The following is a 17,961-nucleotide window of genomic DNA, read 5'->3' on the forward strand; positions in this document are numbered from 1 at the left end:
CAAAAATCAGGAAGTAATTATATGGTAATATATAAATTATAAGACAGAACACCCTAATAACTTTGACTAATTACTAAACCTATATGAATCTTTATGATGGAATTCACTTAAATTAACAAGTAATGATTTGGAACGAATGTGCAATCAAAGTTGATACGCCATTTACGCATTTGATGAAAAATAATTAGTGGGTATGGGACGTGTTATTTCAGATGGTGTAATTACTGGAGTAGTTTGGGGAGTGCTTGTCATTTGCAGGTTTCACACGCCTGTTTCTTTGTGAAGCCTTGTCAATTGAGTGGCAAATTAGTTTAAAAGAAATACTTGAATTCTACAGGTCGATAAATCAAGAAACTGTATTACTTTGGTTAATCAACATACGTGTTAATTTATAGTATAATGATTACTTGAAATAATGCGGTGGAAAACAGGGAAAAGAGGGAACCGATGCCTACTATACTAGTTGCTGACGACGATGCGAACATTCGCGAACTCGTCTGTTTATTTCTACGCAACGACGGATTCGCAACAGCTGAAGCAGCGGACGGCAAGGAAGCACTGGCCGTCTACATCTCAACGAATGTCGATCTTGTCGTACTTGACATTATGATGCCGATTATGGATGGTTGGACGTTAAGCAAGGAGCTCCGAAGAGCCAATCCTGATCTACCTTTACTTATGCTGACTGCGAGAGGAGAAACATGGGAGAAAGTGAAAGGTTTCGAACTTGGGACGGACGATTATTTAACCAAACCATTCGATCCGTTAGAGTTGACGGTTCGTGTTAGGGCACTCCTCAAACGATACAAGATTGGCTCCACGCAGACGATCCATTTAGGGAACGTCATCCTTGATCGACAGACCTATAAGGTGATGAAAGGGACGGAGTCGCTTACGTTGCCGCTAAAGGAGTTCGAATTGCTGTATAAGCTCGCTGGAACACCCGGACAAGTCTATACGCGCGTGCAGTTGATCGATCAGATTTGGGGTATCGATTACGCCGGAGATGATCGAACGGTAGACGTACATATTAAACGGCTGCGTGAACGGTTCGCGACAACACCCGATTTTCGGATCGAAACGGTGCGCGGGCTTGGGTATCGGCTTGAGGTTTATGAATGATCAGATCCTTATATATACGTGTTGTCCTGACATTTTTAGTCTCCATCATCGGGGGCACGATCATTTCTTTTTTTGTGTCAACTTGGATATTCGAAGATAAATTGAACGAAAATGCTCAAATCAACTTACGTAACTTTGGCCAAGACATCGTCCGGATTTACAAGACCCTTCCGTTACGTGAAGCGGACTTGTTCGTAAGTGAAATGAAGCAGCTCGATTCTTATTATATTCGAATTTACGAAGCAACGGGTCAGTTCAAGTCTTACGGTAAACTTCACGGACACAAACCTGCGCCTGTGACGATGGAGCAACTAAAGAAAGTATTAGATGGAGGTGTTGTTCAGGACACTCCTAATGGTATTGCCACGGTCCTCTTAGGGTTGCCGTTGAAAACGGAAATGGGAACGAAAGCGATATTTTTGGAATCGCTCGCCCCTCCTTCAGCCTCTTTTGTCACAAAGTGGGCATTGGTCTTTGCAACATGTTCGTTGATTGCAGGAAGCTTATTGATTCTAGTTGCCTCTGTATTCCTGGTAAGACCGATAAAAAAGCTGACAAAAGCGACCAAGCGGATAGCATCTGGAGATTTCAACGTCAAGTTGAATATTAAGCAAACGAGTGAGCTGGGTACTTTGGCTCGCAGCTTCGAAGAAATGATGCACGATCTACAGCAACTTGAGCAGATGCGCAGGGAATTCGTAACGAACGTGTCGCACGAGGTTCAGTCTCCGCTCACTTCGATATCCGGTTATGCTCTAGTGCTTAAGCAAGTTGACCTTTCAGAATACGAACGAAGCCGTTATCTTGATATTATCATCGCTGAAGCGAATAGGATGTCCAAAATGAGCGATAGCCTGCTAAAGCTGAGTTTGCTTGAATCGCAGTCAAAGCAACTGCGGCTCGTCACGCTCAGCCTCGATGAACAAATCCGACGGATAATCGTGACGCTCCAGCCACAATGGTCTGCTCGCGATATACATTTCGAGCTTGATTTACAGACAGTTAAAGTAACTGCTGATCATGACCTGTTAAATCAGGTATGGACGAATATCCTCAGAAATAGTATCAAATTTTCCGAGGATGCCGGCGTGATTAACGTAAGCATCAAACAAGATATCAAAAACGTGACAATCCTAATATCCGACACTGGTATTGGTATTCACCTTGACGACCAGAAGCGTATATTCGAGCGTTTTTTTAAGGCCGATCGTTCCCACAGTCGTAAGTATGACGGAAGTGGTATGGGACTCGCTATCGTTAAACAGATCGTGTCGCTTCATCAAGGTGACATCCGAGTGAAAAGTGAACCTGGTCAAGGAACGACCTTCATTGTCACCTTGCCAATCACTACACCAACAGATTAGTTAGATTCATTCTCTATGCTACGACTCATATGCAAGCTTACTTGCATATAGAGCCGTAGTATTTTTTTTGACCGTTCATATTCAGTTCATATTGTCGTCATGGGGAGTACATCTTCATTGGTTAAGGTTTCATTACAGGCACATGAAGGAAGGCAAACAAACAGATTAGGACAGGAGAAGATGACAGTGACACAACAAGAGGAAAAGAAAACGCTGAGTGGAATGAAAATAAAGAAAGTGCGAAACATCTTACTTAAAATCATAGGAGCAATCGTTCTAGCCATTGTACTTTTTTTAGGTATTGTTTATATCGCAAATGTGATGAGTAGTCATTCGGAGAAAAAACGAATAGTGCCCTACGGGCAGCACGTATCTGTAGACGGGAAAAATATGAATGTGTTAATTCAAGGCGAGGGCGATGAAACAATCGTGCTCCTGCCTGGTTATGGAACAGCTACTCCAGGGCTTGATTTTAAGCTTCTTATCGATGAATTATCTCCATTTTACAAAGTTGTTGCGGTAGAGCCTTTCGGTTATGGATTAAGTGATGAAACTGTAAAAGAGCGAACCACGGAGAATATGGTAAGTGAAGTTCATGAAGCTCTACAGCAGCTTAATATTAACAGATACATGCTCATGGGCCACTCCATTACAGGCATTTATGGAATTGATTATGTGAACAAATATCCAAACGAGGTGACTGCATTTGTCGGAATCGATAGCAGTGTTGCAACACAACCGGGTATGGATATCAATTTCCCATTAAAAACGTTTGCATATCTCAAAAAATCAGGTCTCTTAAGATTGGCTATGAAAATCAGTGCTGACCCCTATGCTGGACTGGCATTTGATGAAAAAACCGTAGAGCAAATGAAAATGATTTCGAATAAAAACATGTATAATGACACAACCTTGAATGAGATGGACCATATTTCGTCTAATTTTAAAGGTGCTCAAGGTTTAACCTTCCCTAAATATCTTCCACTTCTTCTCTTTGTACAAGCGAATAATGAAGGTGTAGCAGGATGGATACCTCTGCATGAAGGGCAGATCAAAGACTCGGTACATGGAAAAGTAGTAACCATGGATGGATCACATTATTTACACCATACCAAATTCAAAGAAATCGCTGAAAACGTTAGACTATTTATGAAAGAAGTAAAGTAAGTGTTCAGAGAAAGGTTCATCCGTTATTTTATGGATTTGTCTACAGTCTGCAAGACCATCGTTTCGATGGTCTTTTTTATGTCCAAACAGTTGTATATTTCCAAACCAAGATTATACTTTCGCCTGAAAGACATTGGGTTTCATTTTCATATTAACTAACGAGGCAGGTGTGCGGCCGAGCCTAGGTCGTATCATATAACGGGTGGGATTCCCGTCGAGTAAGAACTAGCCATTCGCTCGTAGCGAGTCTTGGAGGGCTAAAGGTAACTTTAGTCTTTAAGCGTAGACAGTTAGGTGGCGGGCCGAAAGCCAAATGGTTGAAGGGATTGAGCTCCATAATGTTAGTAAATCGAGAGGGCTGATGCTTTACCTGCAGCAGAAAGCTACATTTTATCCTTCGTTTAAGGAAAGATGGATAAAACCTCTCTGGAGTCAGAGACCTTGGCACGTTACACATTGATATGATACGGCAACTCGGGAGACCCTATCGGTCTTTTCTTGTTAGGAGAGTATGGTGTACAAGCGATAAAAAGTAAGGAAACCAAATGCCGGTGTAGGGAGTCGGATAGCAGCGTAGTACCAATGAAGTTGGGTAATGCCGATGGAGGAAAGGCTAGCTACCAGTTATCACCCTTGCTAGGGACACATTTACTACACACAGAGGTAGGAATAATAAATGGAGACAAAACTAGTAAGGATAGCAGAATTAGCAAAATCTGATTCTAAGAGATTAGCAAGGTTGGATAGGCTACACTTAGTTGGACAGAAATTTTAAGGTCAAGTAGACTACAGAAAACACATTTGAGGAGAATCTACTATGGCTAAAAAAGAACGTCGAACATTTACCACGGAATTCAAACAACAGATCGTGCAGCTTTATCTGAATGGGAAACCAAGAAAAGATATTATAAGGGAATACGATCTAACACCCTCATCATTGGATAAGTGGGTGAGTCAAAGTCAAACCTCCGGTTCGTTCAAGGAAAAAGATAACTTATCTCCAGAAGAACAAGAGCTAATCAAATTAAGAAAAGAAAATAAGCAGCTTCAAATGGAGAACGATATTTAAAAGCAAGCCGCGTAAACTTATTAGTTACCAACACTCCTTCAGAAATATTGCCAGCTACAGAGGTTTACGCTTTTTATTCCTTACGATGGCAAGTAGAAATTGTATTCAAAACATGGAAATCTATATTTAGCATTCATGTAAACAAACGGATGAAACTAGAACGGTTTCAATGTCACTTATATGGGAGAAACATAGAAAAGAAATGAGTGAGCTGAAATGCACTTATACGGTACAAATCTATCTAAAAAAAATACACACCACACTTTTTTGTACTTTCCAACATCCTGGTTCAGTGCTTAGCAGGCTCTTTCAAGATATTAGTAAGAATGGGAAAAAAGCGCGGCGGTACCGAAAAACAACGCCGTTTGAAATCCTAGGCTTAATAGAGGTATTAACGGAGCAACTTCCAGTGGCTTCATAAAATATGAACCAAGGGAAGTTCTATTTGAGTATGCCCAAAATACAGGATTTTACTCAAAGATTGTAAAAAAGTGTCTCCGATGCCTTTGGCATCGGAGACACTTTTTTAAAGTTGATGGCTATGCCCCTATAAGAGTGTCTTTTCCAATAGTTTTTTAGCAGAAGCAGCTAGCTCCAACTATGATTAATAAAATAAATAATACAACTAATAAAGCAAAGCCGCCGCCACAACTACTACAACTACCACCAAAGCCCATTTTAATCTCTCCTTTGAGTAGGAGGGGAAAATTAAGGTCACTCATGTATTTTAATGGATTCGCTTTACTTTATGTTTTTACTCATTAATTGAGCAGGTCCTAAAAAAAAAGACGCCATAAGGCGTCCCCCACAATTGGGTAGATAAGGTTTAGTTTTCCAATCTAAAGAAATTATGTATCACACCTTGAGAGTATATCATAATATCTAATCGATTTAATATGCAATATTACATATCCTTTTCCAAGCTTCTAATTTTTATAAAAAAAAGACACCTTAAGGTGCCTCCCTCCGAGTTTAAATGAAGTAGTATTGATGTTAACTCGACTTCAAATAATTTACTTTCAAGTTCACTAAGTGCAATCATTGATACAGGGTATGGAGATGTATTAGACAAAACTTGTGATGAAATAGGTTCTCCTGATGATGAGAAAAATGTAACAAACACTTGTGAAAGTGGAGGGACCATAATGATAATACGGTCAGTTTTTTGTAACGTATTAACCAACTCCAAAATTATATAGTTTTATAAGAATTCAAAACTATATTCGATAAATATACAGATATTTTTATTGATGCTTTTCCATTAGTGAATTGAGAAAATTAATAAACTCTATATTTCATTGTAAACAATCTAAGAGCACGCATATATGCGTGCTCTTAGAATAGAAAGATAGTTTTCTATGAGTGGGGCCCATACAATAGCATATGCTTGTCCAATTTATATGTGAGAAGCTTTTTAATAAAACCGCTATTTGGTAAGTACATGTTAAAAAAGAGCGCCTTGCAAAGGCACTCTTTACAAAGTGTTTTTTCTACTTTTGTGATTTTTGAAAAGCGATGAAAGCTGTTATCCCACTTATGAAACTAGGCGGTAGGCTCCAAAAAAAGAAATCCCATCGAGCAGTTACAAGAGTGACAGTTAAGAAAAATAGGGGGACTAAAATAATAATCATTAAAGATATTCTTTGATATAGATTCATATAAACACGCCCCTTTATAGATATGTAGTAGTGTATTTATATTTACAATTCAGTAGCTTTGAAAGTTCATTATTTATAACAAAAATTTCATTTTGTATTAGTTTAAAACCTAAAAAAGAGCACTTTATTAAGTGCTCTCGTGACGAGATCTATTTTGTAAAGACTACTTTATTTTATAAAGAAAGGAACACAAAATATTATATCTAGTCCAGGTGATTGTGTGCATTATTATAAACAAAGAGCAGCTAGCAAAAGCTAACTGCACCCTACAAGGAGATACAGAGAAAACTACTTTAAATGAGATTTGGCATACAGCCTATTAACAGTATTGACGGAATATTGAGTTTCATTCAAGGGGGATTATATTTTACAAATTAGATTATGATAGTCGATATTCTCCATATTGACCAGAAAAGAACCAAAAATTCTATTGAAATTCCAAGTGTTCTTTTCCTAGTTTTTTGAAATTCTTTTATTAAATAGCCAACAGCACTAATTGCTATAAGAATGAAAAGAATAAGTTCTAGTGTAACTGGCATTTGATCTACTCCTAATCCTTTGATTTATTATATAACGATTATAAGATATTTTTTTGTGGTTAGTGGTGAAAAATTAAACAAAACCATCTCTTTACGAAAAAAGGTCCTGTTGTCTCCAACAGAACCTCTCCTAAAATGGCAAAGAGTAACTCTTATCTTACTCTTCTGCTATATAATACATAAAACACGTAAAGATGTGTAGAACAAAATATTACAATATAATTATTTAAATAAAGTGTTTAAAAGTATTTTATCAGAGCTTAGTATAAGGAATTAAATTACAAATGCTGATTTATCAATGGATATTAATGATGCGCTAGTAAACGATAGTTAATAAATAAATATTACAATAACAAAATAAGAAATATTGCATATTCAATTGAAATAGAAAATTACAAGTGGAAAGTGAGGAATAACAATAGGACTAGGAAATCGTGTTATGGCATTTGAAATGCTTATTAATCTAGCAAATGGAAATGTATCAAAGAAGGGGAGTGGCGCTTATAAACAAGCGTCCAACTCCTATAAAGGTGTAAAAAGTAAGCTACACAATAAAGTTTCATTGTAAATACTAAGTGGAGTAGAAGTTTAGGCTGATAAATAAGGGAGTCGAAATTTCTTGCATAAAGCTGTATAATGCTTGTAACGAAAGGGAAATACAGGAAAGGATTTGTAATGAGTTACTATGGAAAAAGATAAACAACAATTAAGCGTTGAAGTTGCAAGATTATATTATCAATCAGATTATAGTCAGCAAGAAATTGCTAACAAATTAAATATTTCAAGACCGACGATCTCTAGATTATTAAAATACGCGAAAGAAAAAGGATTTGTTCAAATTAGTATAGCTGATCCATTTGCTGACTTAGATAACGTTGGGAATTTACTTAAAGAAAAGTACAACCTGTTAGAAGCACATGTCGTATTTTCTCCAGTACCAGAATATGCAACGATTACGGAGTATATTAGTAAATATGCTGCTGAGTATATGGAAAAGACAGTGAAAACTGGTGATATCGTTGGTGTAAGCTGGGGAATGACGATGTATGAAATCGCTAGAAAAATCGTGCCACAACATGTAAAAGGCGTAGAGGTTGTCCAATTAAAAGGTGGCATTAGTCACTCCAGTGTAAATACATATGCGAATGAGACGATTGCTTTATTTGCAGATGCTTTTCAAACGACGCCAAGAAATCTACCCCTTCCAGTTATATTTGATAATGCGGTGACAAAAGAGTTAGTAGAGCAGGATCGACATATTCATCACATTATTGAAATGGGGAAACAAGCAAATATTGCAATTTTCACTGTTGGTACAGTGCGTGATGAAGCGTTATTATTCCGATTAGGATATTTAGATAAGGATGAAACGAACATCCTGAAAAAACAAGCTGTCGGTGACATTTGTTCACGTTTCTTTGATGGAGACGGAAATATTAGTAGCGAAGAAATTAATAAGCGTACAATTGGAATTGAGTTAGAGGAACTTAAATTAAAGAAACGCTCTATTTTAGTTGCAGGTGGTAATAGAAAAATAAAAGCAATTGATGGTGCGTTACGTGGTGGGTATGCAAATGTATTAATTATCGATCAGCATACAGCAAAAGAATTGTTACATTATCAAAAAGGTTAGAAATAAAAGGCTTTCTCAAAATATTAATTTTGAGAAAGCCTTTTATTTTTAGTATGAATAAATCAATGTGTAGTACCTTGTAAAGTATTTGTAAGGAACGCTCTTTGATTGATCTCCTTTTTCAAAAATTAATGAGTTAGCCATAATATCTCTATCCACAAAAGTCCATCCATCTTGCTCCAGCATATTGATAAAAGGTTCCATTTTTCCGCGCTTTACTAAGTAGGGGTATTGATTATCTATCGGTTCTACTTCCGCCATTTCTTTATTTTGAATAACCATCTTAGACATAGCTAAAGCAAATGGAATGGGGTTTCCTTCTTGGAAAATAACATCCCTTTTATAAAAAATAAATATGGATAGTGAGGTGCATACTAGCAATGTGAATATAAAGAATTTTGACTTAAACAAGTGGTTCACATCCTTTATTTACAAGCTTATACTACTTTCAATGTATTACAAGAAATGCCCTTCTAAAAAAGAATGAACAAAATTTCAAAAGTGTATTTACATTTGTTCAACTAAGAGTTAGAATGAAGTTGTTAAAAGATATGAGGAGTGATGATAATGAATATTGCAAAGTTAATTGACCATACAATTTTAAAACCAAATTCTACTAAAGAAGATGTTATGAAAGTAATCGAAGAGGCAAAGCAATACAAATTTGCTTCAGTTTGTATTAATCCTACATGGGTAAAGCTAGCTGCTGAAGAATTAGCTGGACATGATGTAGACGTTTGTACTGTAATCGGTTTCCCATTAGGAGCAAGCACTACTGAAACAAAAGCATTCGAAACAAAAGATGCTATCGCAAAAGGTGCAACTGAAGTTGATATGGTAATCAACGTAGGTGCTTTAAAAGATGGCGACAATGAGTTCGTTGAAAAAGATATTTATGAAGTAGTACAAGCAGCAAAAGGAAAAGCTCTTGTAAAAGTAATCATTGAAACTTGCCTTCTAACAGACGAAGAAAAAGTTCGTGCTTGTGAATTATCAGTAAAAGCTGGCGCTGATTTCGTAAAAACTTCAACTGGATTCTCAACTGGCGGAGCAACTGCAGAAGATATCGCATTAATGCGTAAAACAGTTGGACCAAACGTTGGCGTGAAAGCATCTGGCGGCGTTCGTACACGTGAAGATGCAGACAAAATGGTAGAGGCTGGAGCTTCTCGCGTTGGAGCAAGTGCTAGTGTTGCAATCGTATTAAATGATGCAAAAGGTGCTACAGATAACTACTAATCAATAAAGAGTGAAGAGCAATAGATACACGTTTAAAGTAAAGTGTATCTATTGCTTTAACAATTGAAAAGAATGTAAGCGGATACGAATGGGAGGAGACGGCTTATGAAATACTTAATCGGTGTTTTAGGCCTCGTATTGATTTTAGGTATCGCTTGGCTTGCTAGTAATGATAGAAAGAAAGTCAAATATCGCCCAATCATAACGATGGTTATATTACAATTCATTTTGGGGTTTTTATTATTAAATACAAGCGTAGGGAATATATTAATTAGCGGAATAGCAGATGGTTTTGGAGAATTATTAAAATATGCCGCTGATGGTGTGAATTTCGTATTTGGTGGATTAGTAAATCAAAAAGAGTTTTCGTTCTTTTTAAGTGTATTGATGCCAATCGTATTTATATCAGCTTTAATAGGTATTTTGCAACACATTAAAGTATTACCTATTATTGTGAAATCTATCGGTCTAGTATTAAGTAAAGTAAATGGAATGGGGAAATTAGAATCATATAACGCTGTTGCTTCTGCGATTTTAGGGCAATCTGAGGTGTTTATTTCAGTTAAGAAACAACTAGGATTATTGCCAGAAAAGAGAATGTATACATTATGTGCATCTGCAATGTCTACCGTTTCTATGTCTATCGTTGGATCGTACATGGTGTTATTAAAACCACAATATGTTGTAACCGCTTTAGTACTTAACTTATTTGGTGGTTTTATTATCGCTTCTATTATTAATCCGTATGAGGTTACTGAAGAAGAAGATATGTTAGAAGTACAAGAAGAAGAGAAAAAGACCTTTTTTGAAGTATTAGGGGAATATATTATAGATGGATTTAAAGTTGCAATTACAGTAGCAGCTATGTTAATCGGTTTCGTTGCCCTTATCGCTTTTATTAATGCAGTATTTAAAGGTGTAATTGGTATCTCATTCCAAGAAATTCTTGGCTATGTATTTGCACCATTTGCATTTATCATGGGTGTTCCTTGGCATGAAGCAGTTAATGCCGGTAATATTATGGCGACAAAACTTGTATCAAATGAATTTGTAGCGATGACAGATTTAGCGCAAGGAAACTTTAATTTCTCAGATAGAACGACAGCGATTATATCTGTATTCTTAGTATCATTTGCAAACTTCTCTTCAATTGGAATTATTGCAGGAGCGGTGAAAAGCTTAAATGAAAAACAAGGAAATGTAGTCGCAAGATTCGGCTTGAAATTACTTTTCGGTGCAACGTTAGTAAGTTTCTTATCAGCAACAATCGTTGGCTTATTATTTTAAAAGATTCATATAATATGAAAAGGAATGGTGATTGTAATGAGAATGGTAGATATTATTGCGAAAAAACGTGATGGAAAAGAATTAACGACTGAAGAAATCAAATTCTTTATTAATGGATATACAGATGGAAGTATTCCTGATTATCAAGCGAGTGCACTTGCAATGGCAATCTTCTTCCGAGATATGACGGATCGTGAACGTGCAGATTTAACAATGGCAATGGTTGAGTCTGGAGAAACAATCGACTTATCAGCAATTGAAGGCATTAAAGTAGATAAGCATTCAACTGGCGGTGTTGGTGATACAACAACATTAGTATTAGGACCATTAGTTGCTGCTTTAGATGTACCAGTAGCAAAAATGTCTGGTCGTGGTTTAGGACATACGGGCGGAACAATTGACAAATTAGAAGCAGTGGAAGGGTTCCACGTTGAGATTACGAAAGAGCAATTCATTGATATTGTAAACCGTGATAAAGTGGCTGTTATCGGACAAACAGGAAACTTAACACCTGCTGATAAAAAAATCTATGCACTTCGTGATGTAACAGGAACAGTAAACTCGATTCCTCTAATCGCAAGTTCAATTATGAGTAAAAAAATTGCAGCTGGTGCTGATGCGATCGTACTTGATGTAAAAACAGGTGCTGGTGCATTTATGAAAACAGAAGAAGATGCAAAAGAATTAGCTCATGCAATGGTACGTATCGGAAATAATGTTGGACGTCAAACGATGGCAGTAATTTCAGATATGTCACAACCTCTTGGTTTTGCAATTGGTAACGCTCTAGAAGTGAAGGAAGCAATTGATACTTTAAAAGGCGAAGGTCCAGAAGATTTAACAGAATTAGTACTTGTATTAGGTAGCCAAATGGTTGTACTTGCGAAAAAAGCTAATACATTAGAAGAAGCTCGTGAAATGTTAATTGAAGTTATGAAAAACGGAAAAGCAACTGAGAAATTTAAAGAGTTCTTAAGCAATCAAGGCGGAGACAGCTCGATTGTAGACAATCCAGAAAAAATGCCACAAGCGAAGTATGTAATTGATGTACCAGCTAAAACTTCAGGTGTTATTTCTAACATTGTTGCGGATGAAATTGGTATCGCTGCCATGCTACTAGGTGCAGGTCGTGCTACGAAGGAAGATGAAATTGATTTAGCTGTAGGTTTAATGTTACGTAAAAAGGTTGGCGATGCAGTAAAAGAAGGCGAGCCGTTCGTAACGATTTATGCAAATCGTGAAAATGTAGAAGATGTAAAAGCAAAAATTTATGAAAACATTTCTATCTCTGAAACAGCAGTGGCTCCTAAATTAGTTCATACAGTTATTACTGATTAATCATAATTACATTTACTTTGAGGAGGAAATAATATGGATAAGAAAAAATATATTGAAGAAGCAAATAAGATGTTATCAAAAGCATATATTCCGTATTCAAAATTTCCTGTTGGCGCAGCGTTAGTTACGAAAGAAGGTAAAATCTATACGGGTTGTAATATAGAAAATGCTTCTTACGGCTTATGTAACTGTGCCGAAAGAACGGCGATCTTTAAAGCAGTATCAGAAGGTGAGCGCGACTTTAGTTATTTAGTCATTACAGGCGAAACGGACGGACCGATTTCACCATGTGGTGCTTGTAGACAAGTTATTGCTGAATTCTGTGATCCGAAAATGCTTGTTTTACTAACGAATGTAAAAGGCGATGAAAAAGAAGTGACGGTTGAACAATTGTTGCCGGGTGCTTTCTCAATTGAAGATTTAAAATAAGTTAGAAGGCCATTCCACAATTAATAGTTGTGGAATGGCCTTTTTATTTTCAAGAAATAAAAAACCAAAATAACAATGTAATACTCTGTTCATATTCCGTTCATAAACTTTGCGTAAAATGATTGCAGTGAATATGGAAAGTGCCGATATTAATTGTCGTTCTACAGCAGGAGGAATATAATGAAGAAATTATATAATGCAGCATTCATTTACTTAATTATTGGTTTATTATCAGGTGTATTTGCTAGAGAGTATACAAAAGCGCAAGGAATTAAAGGATCCACTATGTTGCAATTAGTGCATACACACGTATTAGTGCTCGGCTTCGTATTCTTTTTGGTCGCTTTGGCTCTATTTAAAGTATTTAATGTCCGTGAAACAAAAAGTTTTCGTGTATGGTTTGTTGTGTATAACATAGGATTAATTTTTACAATCGCTACAATGGTATTTAGAGGTATTTTACAAGTAAACGGAACAGACTTTAACGGTTTAAGCCATATGGCTGGATTAGCTCATGTCATTATAAGTGTCGGGCTTGTTTGGTTTATGATTTTGCTCAAAAAGTCTTTTAAATAGATAGGGGTGGAGAGTATGAGTTTAGCACTTTTATCAAGTATCGTAGCAGTTTGTATGGCTGTTGGTGTAATGTTTCTTCGAGTTAAGTCAGCGAAAAAACCGGTAACGAAAAAGAAAATTATATTACCGCCAATCTTTATGAGTACTGGCGCATCGATGTACTTCTTACCAGAGTTTCGGTTAACATCGTTAGAAATAGTAGAGGCAATTAGTATAGGACTTATTTTCTCTATATTTCTTATTAAAACATCTAAGTTCGAAATAAAAGGTGAAGACATATATATGAAACCGTCAAAAGCGTTCATATTTATTTTAGTTGGATTATTAGCTGTACGAGTAGGACTTAAATCATATTTAAGTCAATCGATTGATTTAGCACAATTAAGCGGGATGTTTTTCTTACTTGCCTTTGCGATGATCGTATCGTGGAGAATTGCTATGTATCGCTCGTATACTAAATTAGAAAAGACAATAAAAAGAGCTGGAATTTCTATATAGGAATTTCAGCTCTTTTTATGTTTTATTGAATGTATTCTTTAGCACGGAGCTCATTCGCTAAATTTCAAACGGTCTTGGGCATGCTGTAAAGCAAGTGGAGTAATATTTTCTCCGCTAGAATCTACAATTGTTGTATTTAGTAAAATGGAATCTAAACTTCCGCGGAATTCTTTCGTATAGCTTTTTCTTAGCATTTGTTGCTCTTGTTTTTCTGCACTATTTAATCCTAAAGTTTTTTCTTTTTTTGCTAATTCATTAATACGGAATAAAATGTTTTTCATTTCTTTCACCTCTAAGATTTTTATTTTAAATTAGTAACTTACTAATTTATAGTTATTGTAACCTATCTTTTATAAGGTGTCAATGCCTGTAAAAAATCAACTCTTTATACTGTATATAAAATAGTATGGAGAAACTAAGTAGATAAGTAATACTTGAAATATGAAAATTATTTGTATACAATACCTAAGTAGGGTATACAAAGATTCTTTGTATTGACCGCATTTATACAAGCATAATGAAAAGAGATAATAAAAAGGAGTATGTAATAATGGATTCAGTAATTTCAAGGAAAGAGACAATTATTTCATATAGCATTGCAATTCTATTTATTTTAGCAATGGTCGCAGCTGGTGTACTATTAGATAATCCAGAAGTAATTTTGCCGGAAATAGCTGCGATGGCAATAGCTTTATGGGCATATCGTGAGCCGGGATGGCTAAGACAACCAGAAAAAATCTTTATTGCGCCGTCAATAACAGCTGTTATTGGTTTTGCAGTGAATCAAATGGATATAGCGTATATAGGAAAAGTTAGCTTAACACTTATATTCATGATGCTGTTTTTACGTGTTATACAATCAAATTTAGCACCGTCTATTGCAACTGGTTTATTACCATTAGTAACAAATGCGACTGAATGGTCATTTGTTATTTCTGTCTGCATTTTGACATTTATATTGATGCTAGGTGTTCTTATATTTAAACTGAATAATGGTATTGAGAGAAAAGTGAAAATACAATATAAATATATGTTTGTATTTTTAATACTAAATTTTGTATGGATAAGTATATGTTGGATCACTGGTTATGAACAATTAGCGGTTATTCCGCCAATATTAGTTGTTGTATATGAATCGCTTCAAAAACCAATGTACAATGAAAAAATGGCATTTAAACAAATAGTAGTATTAACTATATCGGCGACTGTTGGAACTTTATTGTACTTTGCAATCGATTCATGGATTGTAGTTACTTTATTAAATATGATATTGATGTTTATTTTGTTGAAAATCGTTGGAGTACGTATTCCAGCAGCGTATGCATTTCCCTTACTTCCACTCGTATTTCCTGATGAAATGATAAAAATGTTACCAGTAAGTTCATTCATTGCAGGGGTATTCTTATTTGGGGCAGTATTACTGTATAAAAAGTGGGAGATGAAGCAAAAGGGAATGCAAATGTAGAGAAGAAAATACAATCCTTAGTTAGCATGAAAAATAGACACCCGCGGGTGTCTATTTTCATTAAATGAAATTTAGCTTAATTCATTTAAGTAATTAACAAGTTCTGTTGTTTTAGAAAAGAATGGTGAATGATCAGCTTCCAAAGTAATTATTTTCGTGCAAGGAGTTTCTGTATTCATTCGGCGCTGAAAATCAATCGGAATCGCTCTATCTAGAGTTGTTTCAATATAAATGCGATCTATAGTTCCGAAGCTTTCTTCAGAAATTTTTAGCTCTTGCTGGAATGGTCCTAACGGTTGAGGACGCATTTGTTTGAAAGAAGCTTCTTTAATCGCTTCGTCTTCTGTAGCATTTAAAAATGTTTGTTCAATCAGATTAGGTATAAGTTTTGCAGTCATGTCATTCTCATTTACAGAGAATTGTGGGCCAGCCTCTCCGGCTAGTTTACTACCAAGGCTTTCTCCATTTTGCGGTAAGAATGCACAAAGGTATACTAATTTATCGATTTTATTCGGTATATATTCAGCGGTTTGGGTAATAACGATTCCACCCATACTATGTCCAACAAGAATAACCTTTTCATTTTGTTGCTTTATAGCATCTGTTACTGCATCAACATAGGAATCTAACGTTACATTTTGGGAGGGAGTCATATCTTTTCCGCTTCCAGGTAAATCTAGTGCAACAACTGTGTGACCTAAAGCTTCTAATTGAGGTTTCACTAATTTCCATGCCCATTCACCTTGCCATGCTCCATGCACTAAAACGTAAGTACTCATTTAATCAACACTCCTCTAATGTTTATATGCTTTATTTTTTGTAAAATTGATGATGTATACTTAGTGTATAGGAAGTGGTTTGATAAATATAATGAAGGTTATTTATAGATGATATAAATATCTTTTATATAAGGAGAACAGAATGAACGTTTTTGATTTTAAAGTTTTTAAAAATGTGGCTCGGTTGAACAGCATTAGTTTAGCAGCTAAGGAATTACATATGACGCAACCAGCAATAACCCATATTATAAACAAACTAGAGAAACGATATGCTTTAACTTTATTTGATCGCTCTAGGCAAGGAACGATGTTAACTGAAAATGGAAAAGAATTTTTAGTTTGTGTAGATCGACTTCTAATGGAGTATGAAAATCTTGAAGAAACAGCTTTACAATTGAAAAATAAAAGTTCGTATAAGATTGTATTAGCTACGTATCCTTCCGTTACTGTATATTGTTTGGCGGAGTGTATCCAATTAGGTAATATTGATCAAAGTCAGTATGTGCTTGCAGTTAGAGAGGGAAGCTATCAAGAAGTTTTAGATTGGCTGTCTGCTGGAAGTGCTGATTTTTCTATTTCTATAAAAGAAAATCTAATACCAGGATTTCACTATGAAGTTATTGGTGAAGATCCTTATGTTATAGTTTCTTCAAAGACTATTCCACCTAACCTTACTAGTAAAGAGTTGAAAAATTATCCTTTTATTATGCCACTTTCTGGTTGTAAAGAAGTACTTGAACCATATTTGATGAAAAATGAAATAACAGTTAATAAAGTGATGGAGTCAGAGTCAATTAGCTCGGCATTAGCACTTACTTTACAAGTTAACGGTATAACAATCGTTCCGTTATCAGGACTTCATAAACAAATCATTCATGACTTTATCGTGCAACCGATAGAAATTAAAATCTCGCGACAACTCATTATGCAGTGGTCGCCTAAAAAAGAGAAAGATCCATTGTTTCTCGCATTTGTTACGAATTTGTTAGCGCAATTACAACAAAAGAAAAATGAATAAAATGATACAAAAGGTAAGCTCATTTCACTGAAGCTTACCTTTTGTATGTATTACCAATATAGAGCGGTATCATAAAGTCCGATTAAAATGAGAAGTACACCAGCTATACGCTGAATATTTTTTCCTATTTTTCGGCTCTTTTTAAGTAGTGTCCCATTTAAGCCTAGGTAGGAGATGATGGACATTAATACAATGATAGGTAGACCAGTTCCTATAGAGAAAAAGGTAGGATAAAAATCCCTGTAATTAGATGTTAAAGAGAGTGGTATTAATGTTCCGAAAAATAGCACAAACATAGTAGGGCAGAAAGCTAACGAAAAGAAGAACCCAAGCAAAAATGAGCTGACTTCATTTTGTTTTCGTATAAATGTGATAGGGAAGATGGTAGAGAAGAAATTTCTTCCTATTATCATGCCTGATAATATTAGCCCCATTAAAATTAATAAAGGTCCGATTAGTTTGCGTAACCATGGGAAATACAAAGTTAATGTTTGCTGAATTCCTTTTCCTAAAATGAATAACAGTATATGTTTCCAGGCATGCCCCTTTTGTAAAGATTGATTTCCATAAAGTGAAACTTTAATCAGTGGGGGTTTTACTGCCCGTTAATGCGGGATAAAGTGTAATAGCGCTAATGTTTCCTGTTAATTGGCAAGGAGCAAGGGTACCTACTATGCCTAATAAAAACGCAAATAAAAGAGGAGTTGATTTCGTAGCATTCGCGACATCCATTAAAGGAGACATGAGTTGATAACTCCACTCGCTAATTGTTGAAAACAC

At 35.7% G+C, this 17,961-nt stretch carries 16 protein-coding genes and 5 pseudogenes; 16 read left to right on the forward strand and 5 right to left on the reverse strand.

Annotated elements, in window-relative coordinates:
* Positions 1-31 precede the first annotated feature (31 nt).
* The 6 genes and pseudogenes from ACFVQC_RS13915 to ACFVQC_RS13940 all read left to right on the forward strand — a co-directional run.
* Positions 32-268, forward strand: a pseudogene (locus ACFVQC_RS13915) (GNAT family N-acetyltransferase); the annotation flags it as partial.
* A 179-nt stretch (positions 269-447) separates the two neighbouring features.
* Positions 448-1,122 (forward strand): response regulator transcription factor, encoded by a 675-nt coding sequence (locus ACFVQC_RS13920; protein ID WP_001142154.1) that lies wholly within the window; start codon positions 448-450, stop codon positions 1,120-1,122.
* Entirely contained in the window at positions 1,119-2,486 is a 1,368-nt protein-coding gene (locus ACFVQC_RS13925) for a sensor histidine kinase (protein ID WP_377898510.1), read from the forward strand. Before ACFVQC_RS13920 ends, ACFVQC_RS13925 begins: the two co-directional genes overlap by 4 nt.
* 186 nt (positions 2,487-2,672) lie before the next feature.
* Positions 2,673-3,653 carry an alpha/beta hydrolase gene (locus ACFVQC_RS13930; RefSeq protein WP_377898511.1) on the forward strand — a complete coding sequence of 327 codons (981 nt, stop codon included), beginning with the start codon at positions 2,673-2,675 and terminating at the stop codon, positions 3,651-3,653.
* A gap of 817 nt (positions 3,654-4,470) precedes the next feature.
* Positions 4,471-4,719: pseudogene (locus ACFVQC_RS13935) on the forward strand (transposase); the annotation flags it as partial.
* A gap of 23 nt (positions 4,720-4,742) precedes the next feature.
* Positions 4,743-4,907 (forward strand): annotated as a pseudogene (locus tag ACFVQC_RS13940) (transposase); the annotation flags it as partial.
* A 390-nt stretch (positions 4,908-5,297) separates the two neighbouring features.
* Here ACFVQC_RS13940 and ACFVQC_RS13945 read toward each other — a convergent pair.
* Positions 5,298-5,399, reverse strand: a complete 102-nt coding sequence (locus tag ACFVQC_RS13945) for a YjcZ family sporulation protein (RefSeq protein WP_000505688.1) — start codon at positions 5,397-5,399, stop codon at positions 5,298-5,300.
* Between the two features lie 1,938 nt (positions 5,400-7,337).
* Between ACFVQC_RS13945 and ACFVQC_RS13950 the strand changes: the two are divergent.
* Both ACFVQC_RS13950 and ACFVQC_RS13955 read left to right on the forward strand, forming a co-directional pair.
* Positions 7,338-7,452: pseudogene (locus ACFVQC_RS13950) on the forward strand (Holliday junction resolvase RecU); the annotation flags it as partial.
* 152 nt (positions 7,453-7,604) lie between these two features.
* A complete protein-coding gene (locus ACFVQC_RS13955) occupies positions 7,605-8,552 on the forward strand; it encodes a DNA-binding transcriptional repressor DeoR (RefSeq protein WP_002148824.1) in 948 nt (315 codons plus the stop codon).
* Positions 8,553-8,600: 48 nt separating this feature from the next.
* Here the strand turns inward: ACFVQC_RS13955 and ACFVQC_RS13960 are convergent, their stop codons facing one another.
* Complete coding sequence (locus tag ACFVQC_RS13960) at positions 8,601-8,963, reverse strand: hypothetical protein (RefSeq protein WP_377898512.1); 363 nt, start codon at positions 8,961-8,963, stop codon at positions 8,601-8,603.
* Positions 8,964-9,119: 156 nt separating this feature from the next.
* Between ACFVQC_RS13960 and deoC the strand changes: the two genes are divergently transcribed.
* The 6 genes from deoC (at position 9,120) to ACFVQC_RS13990 (ending at position 13,919) form a co-directional block, all read left to right on the forward strand.
* Positions 9,120-9,791 carry a deoxyribose-phosphate aldolase gene (gene deoC, locus ACFVQC_RS13965; protein WP_002012110.1) on the forward strand — a complete coding sequence of 224 codons (672 nt, stop codon included), beginning with the start codon at positions 9,120-9,122 and terminating at the stop codon, positions 9,789-9,791.
* A gap of 105 nt (positions 9,792-9,896) precedes the next feature.
* Positions 9,897-11,078, forward strand: a complete 1,182-nt coding sequence (locus ACFVQC_RS13970) for a NupC/NupG family nucleoside CNT transporter (RefSeq protein WP_002035026.1) — start codon at positions 9,897-9,899, stop codon at positions 11,076-11,078.
* A 36-nt stretch (positions 11,079-11,114) separates the two neighbouring features.
* Entirely contained in the window at positions 11,115-12,416 is a 1,302-nt protein-coding gene (locus ACFVQC_RS13975; protein ID WP_002148821.1) for a pyrimidine-nucleoside phosphorylase, read from the forward strand.
* 33 nt (positions 12,417-12,449) lie between these two features.
* A complete protein-coding gene (locus tag ACFVQC_RS13980; RefSeq protein WP_002148820.1) occupies positions 12,450-12,845 on the forward strand; it encodes a cytidine deaminase in 396 nt (131 codons plus the stop codon).
* A gap of 180 nt (positions 12,846-13,025) precedes the next feature.
* Entirely contained in the window at positions 13,026-13,421 is a 396-nt protein-coding gene (locus ACFVQC_RS13985; protein ID WP_002148817.1) for a DUF2871 domain-containing protein, read from the forward strand.
* 15 nt (positions 13,422-13,436) lie between these two features.
* Positions 13,437-13,919 carry a CcdC family protein gene (locus tag ACFVQC_RS13990; protein ID WP_002148816.1) on the forward strand — a complete coding sequence of 161 codons (483 nt, stop codon included), beginning with the start codon at positions 13,437-13,439 and terminating at the stop codon, positions 13,917-13,919.
* Between the two features lie 50 nt (positions 13,920-13,969).
* Here ACFVQC_RS13990 and ACFVQC_RS13995 read toward each other — a convergent pair whose 3' ends face one another.
* Entirely contained in the window at positions 13,970-14,200 is a 231-nt protein-coding gene (locus tag ACFVQC_RS13995) for a DUF896 domain-containing protein (RefSeq protein WP_002148814.1), read from the reverse strand.
* A gap of 269 nt (positions 14,201-14,469) precedes the next feature.
* Here ACFVQC_RS13995 and ACFVQC_RS14000 point away from each other — a divergent pair, with 269 nt between their 5' ends.
* A complete protein-coding gene (locus ACFVQC_RS14000) occupies positions 14,470-15,384 on the forward strand; it encodes a hypothetical protein (protein WP_377898513.1) in 915 nt (304 codons plus the stop codon).
* 71 nt (positions 15,385-15,455) lie between these two features.
* On the opposite strand, the gene ACFVQC_RS14005 is transcribed toward ACFVQC_RS14000, so the two are convergent.
* The gene (locus ACFVQC_RS14005; protein WP_377898514.1) at positions 15,456-16,163 is read right to left on the reverse strand and encodes an alpha/beta fold hydrolase; all 708 of its coding nucleotides are present in this window, start codon (positions 16,161-16,163) and stop codon (positions 15,456-15,458) included.
* 142 nt (positions 16,164-16,305) lie between these two features.
* Between ACFVQC_RS14005 and ACFVQC_RS14010 the strand changes: the two genes are divergently transcribed.
* Positions 16,306-17,181: a LysR family transcriptional regulator gene (locus ACFVQC_RS14010; RefSeq protein ID WP_377898515.1), complete on the forward strand. Its 876-nt coding sequence runs from the start codon at positions 16,306-16,308 to the stop codon at positions 17,179-17,181.
* Between the two features lie 50 nt (positions 17,182-17,231).
* Here ACFVQC_RS14010 and ACFVQC_RS14015 read toward each other — a convergent pair.
* A pseudogene (locus tag ACFVQC_RS14015) lies at positions 17,232-17,961 on the reverse strand (urease accessory protein UreH domain-containing protein).

The organism is Bacillus sp. NPDC057893 (assembly GCF_042796455.1).
Classification (GTDB): Bacteria; Bacillota; Bacilli; order Bacillales; family Bacillaceae_G; genus Bacillus_A.

Coding starts and splice junctions, on each gene's coding strand:
- ACFVQC_RS13920 (WP_001142154.1), top strand. CDS start 448: ATGCCTACTATACTAGTTGCTGACGACGATGCGAACATTCGCGAACTC.
- ACFVQC_RS13925 (WP_377898510.1), top strand. CDS start 1,119: ATGATCAGATCCTTATATATACGTGTTGTCCTGACATTTTTAGTCTCC.
- ACFVQC_RS13945 (WP_000505688.1), bottom strand. CDS start 5,399: ATGGGCTTTGGTGGTAGTTGTAGTAGTTGTGGCGGCGGCTTTGCTTTA.
- ACFVQC_RS13955 (WP_002148824.1), top strand. CDS start 7,605: ATGGAAAAAGATAAACAACAATTAAGCGTTGAAGTTGCAAGATTATAT.
- deoC (WP_002012110.1), top strand. CDS start 9,120: ATGAATATTGCAAAGTTAATTGACCATACAATTTTAAAACCAAATTCT.
- ACFVQC_RS13970 (WP_002035026.1), top strand. CDS start 9,897: ATGAAATACTTAATCGGTGTTTTAGGCCTCGTATTGATTTTAGGTATC.
- ACFVQC_RS13975 (WP_002148821.1), top strand. CDS start 11,115: ATGAGAATGGTAGATATTATTGCGAAAAAACGTGATGGAAAAGAATTA.
- ACFVQC_RS13980 (WP_002148820.1), top strand. CDS start 12,450: ATGGATAAGAAAAAATATATTGAAGAAGCAAATAAGATGTTATCAAAA.
- ACFVQC_RS13985 (WP_002148817.1), top strand. CDS start 13,026: ATGAAGAAATTATATAATGCAGCATTCATTTACTTAATTATTGGTTTA.
- ACFVQC_RS13990 (WP_002148816.1), top strand. CDS start 13,437: ATGAGTTTAGCACTTTTATCAAGTATCGTAGCAGTTTGTATGGCTGTT.
- ACFVQC_RS13995 (WP_002148814.1), bottom strand. CDS start 14,200: ATGAAAAACATTTTATTCCGTATTAATGAATTAGCAAAAAAAGAAAAA.
- ACFVQC_RS14000 (WP_377898513.1), top strand. CDS start 14,470: ATGGATTCAGTAATTTCAAGGAAAGAGACAATTATTTCATATAGCATT.
- ACFVQC_RS14005 (WP_377898514.1), bottom strand. CDS start 16,163: ATGAGTACTTACGTTTTAGTGCATGGAGCATGGCAAGGTGAATGGGCA.
- ACFVQC_RS14010 (WP_377898515.1), top strand. CDS start 16,306: ATGAACGTTTTTGATTTTAAAGTTTTTAAAAATGTGGCTCGGTTGAAC.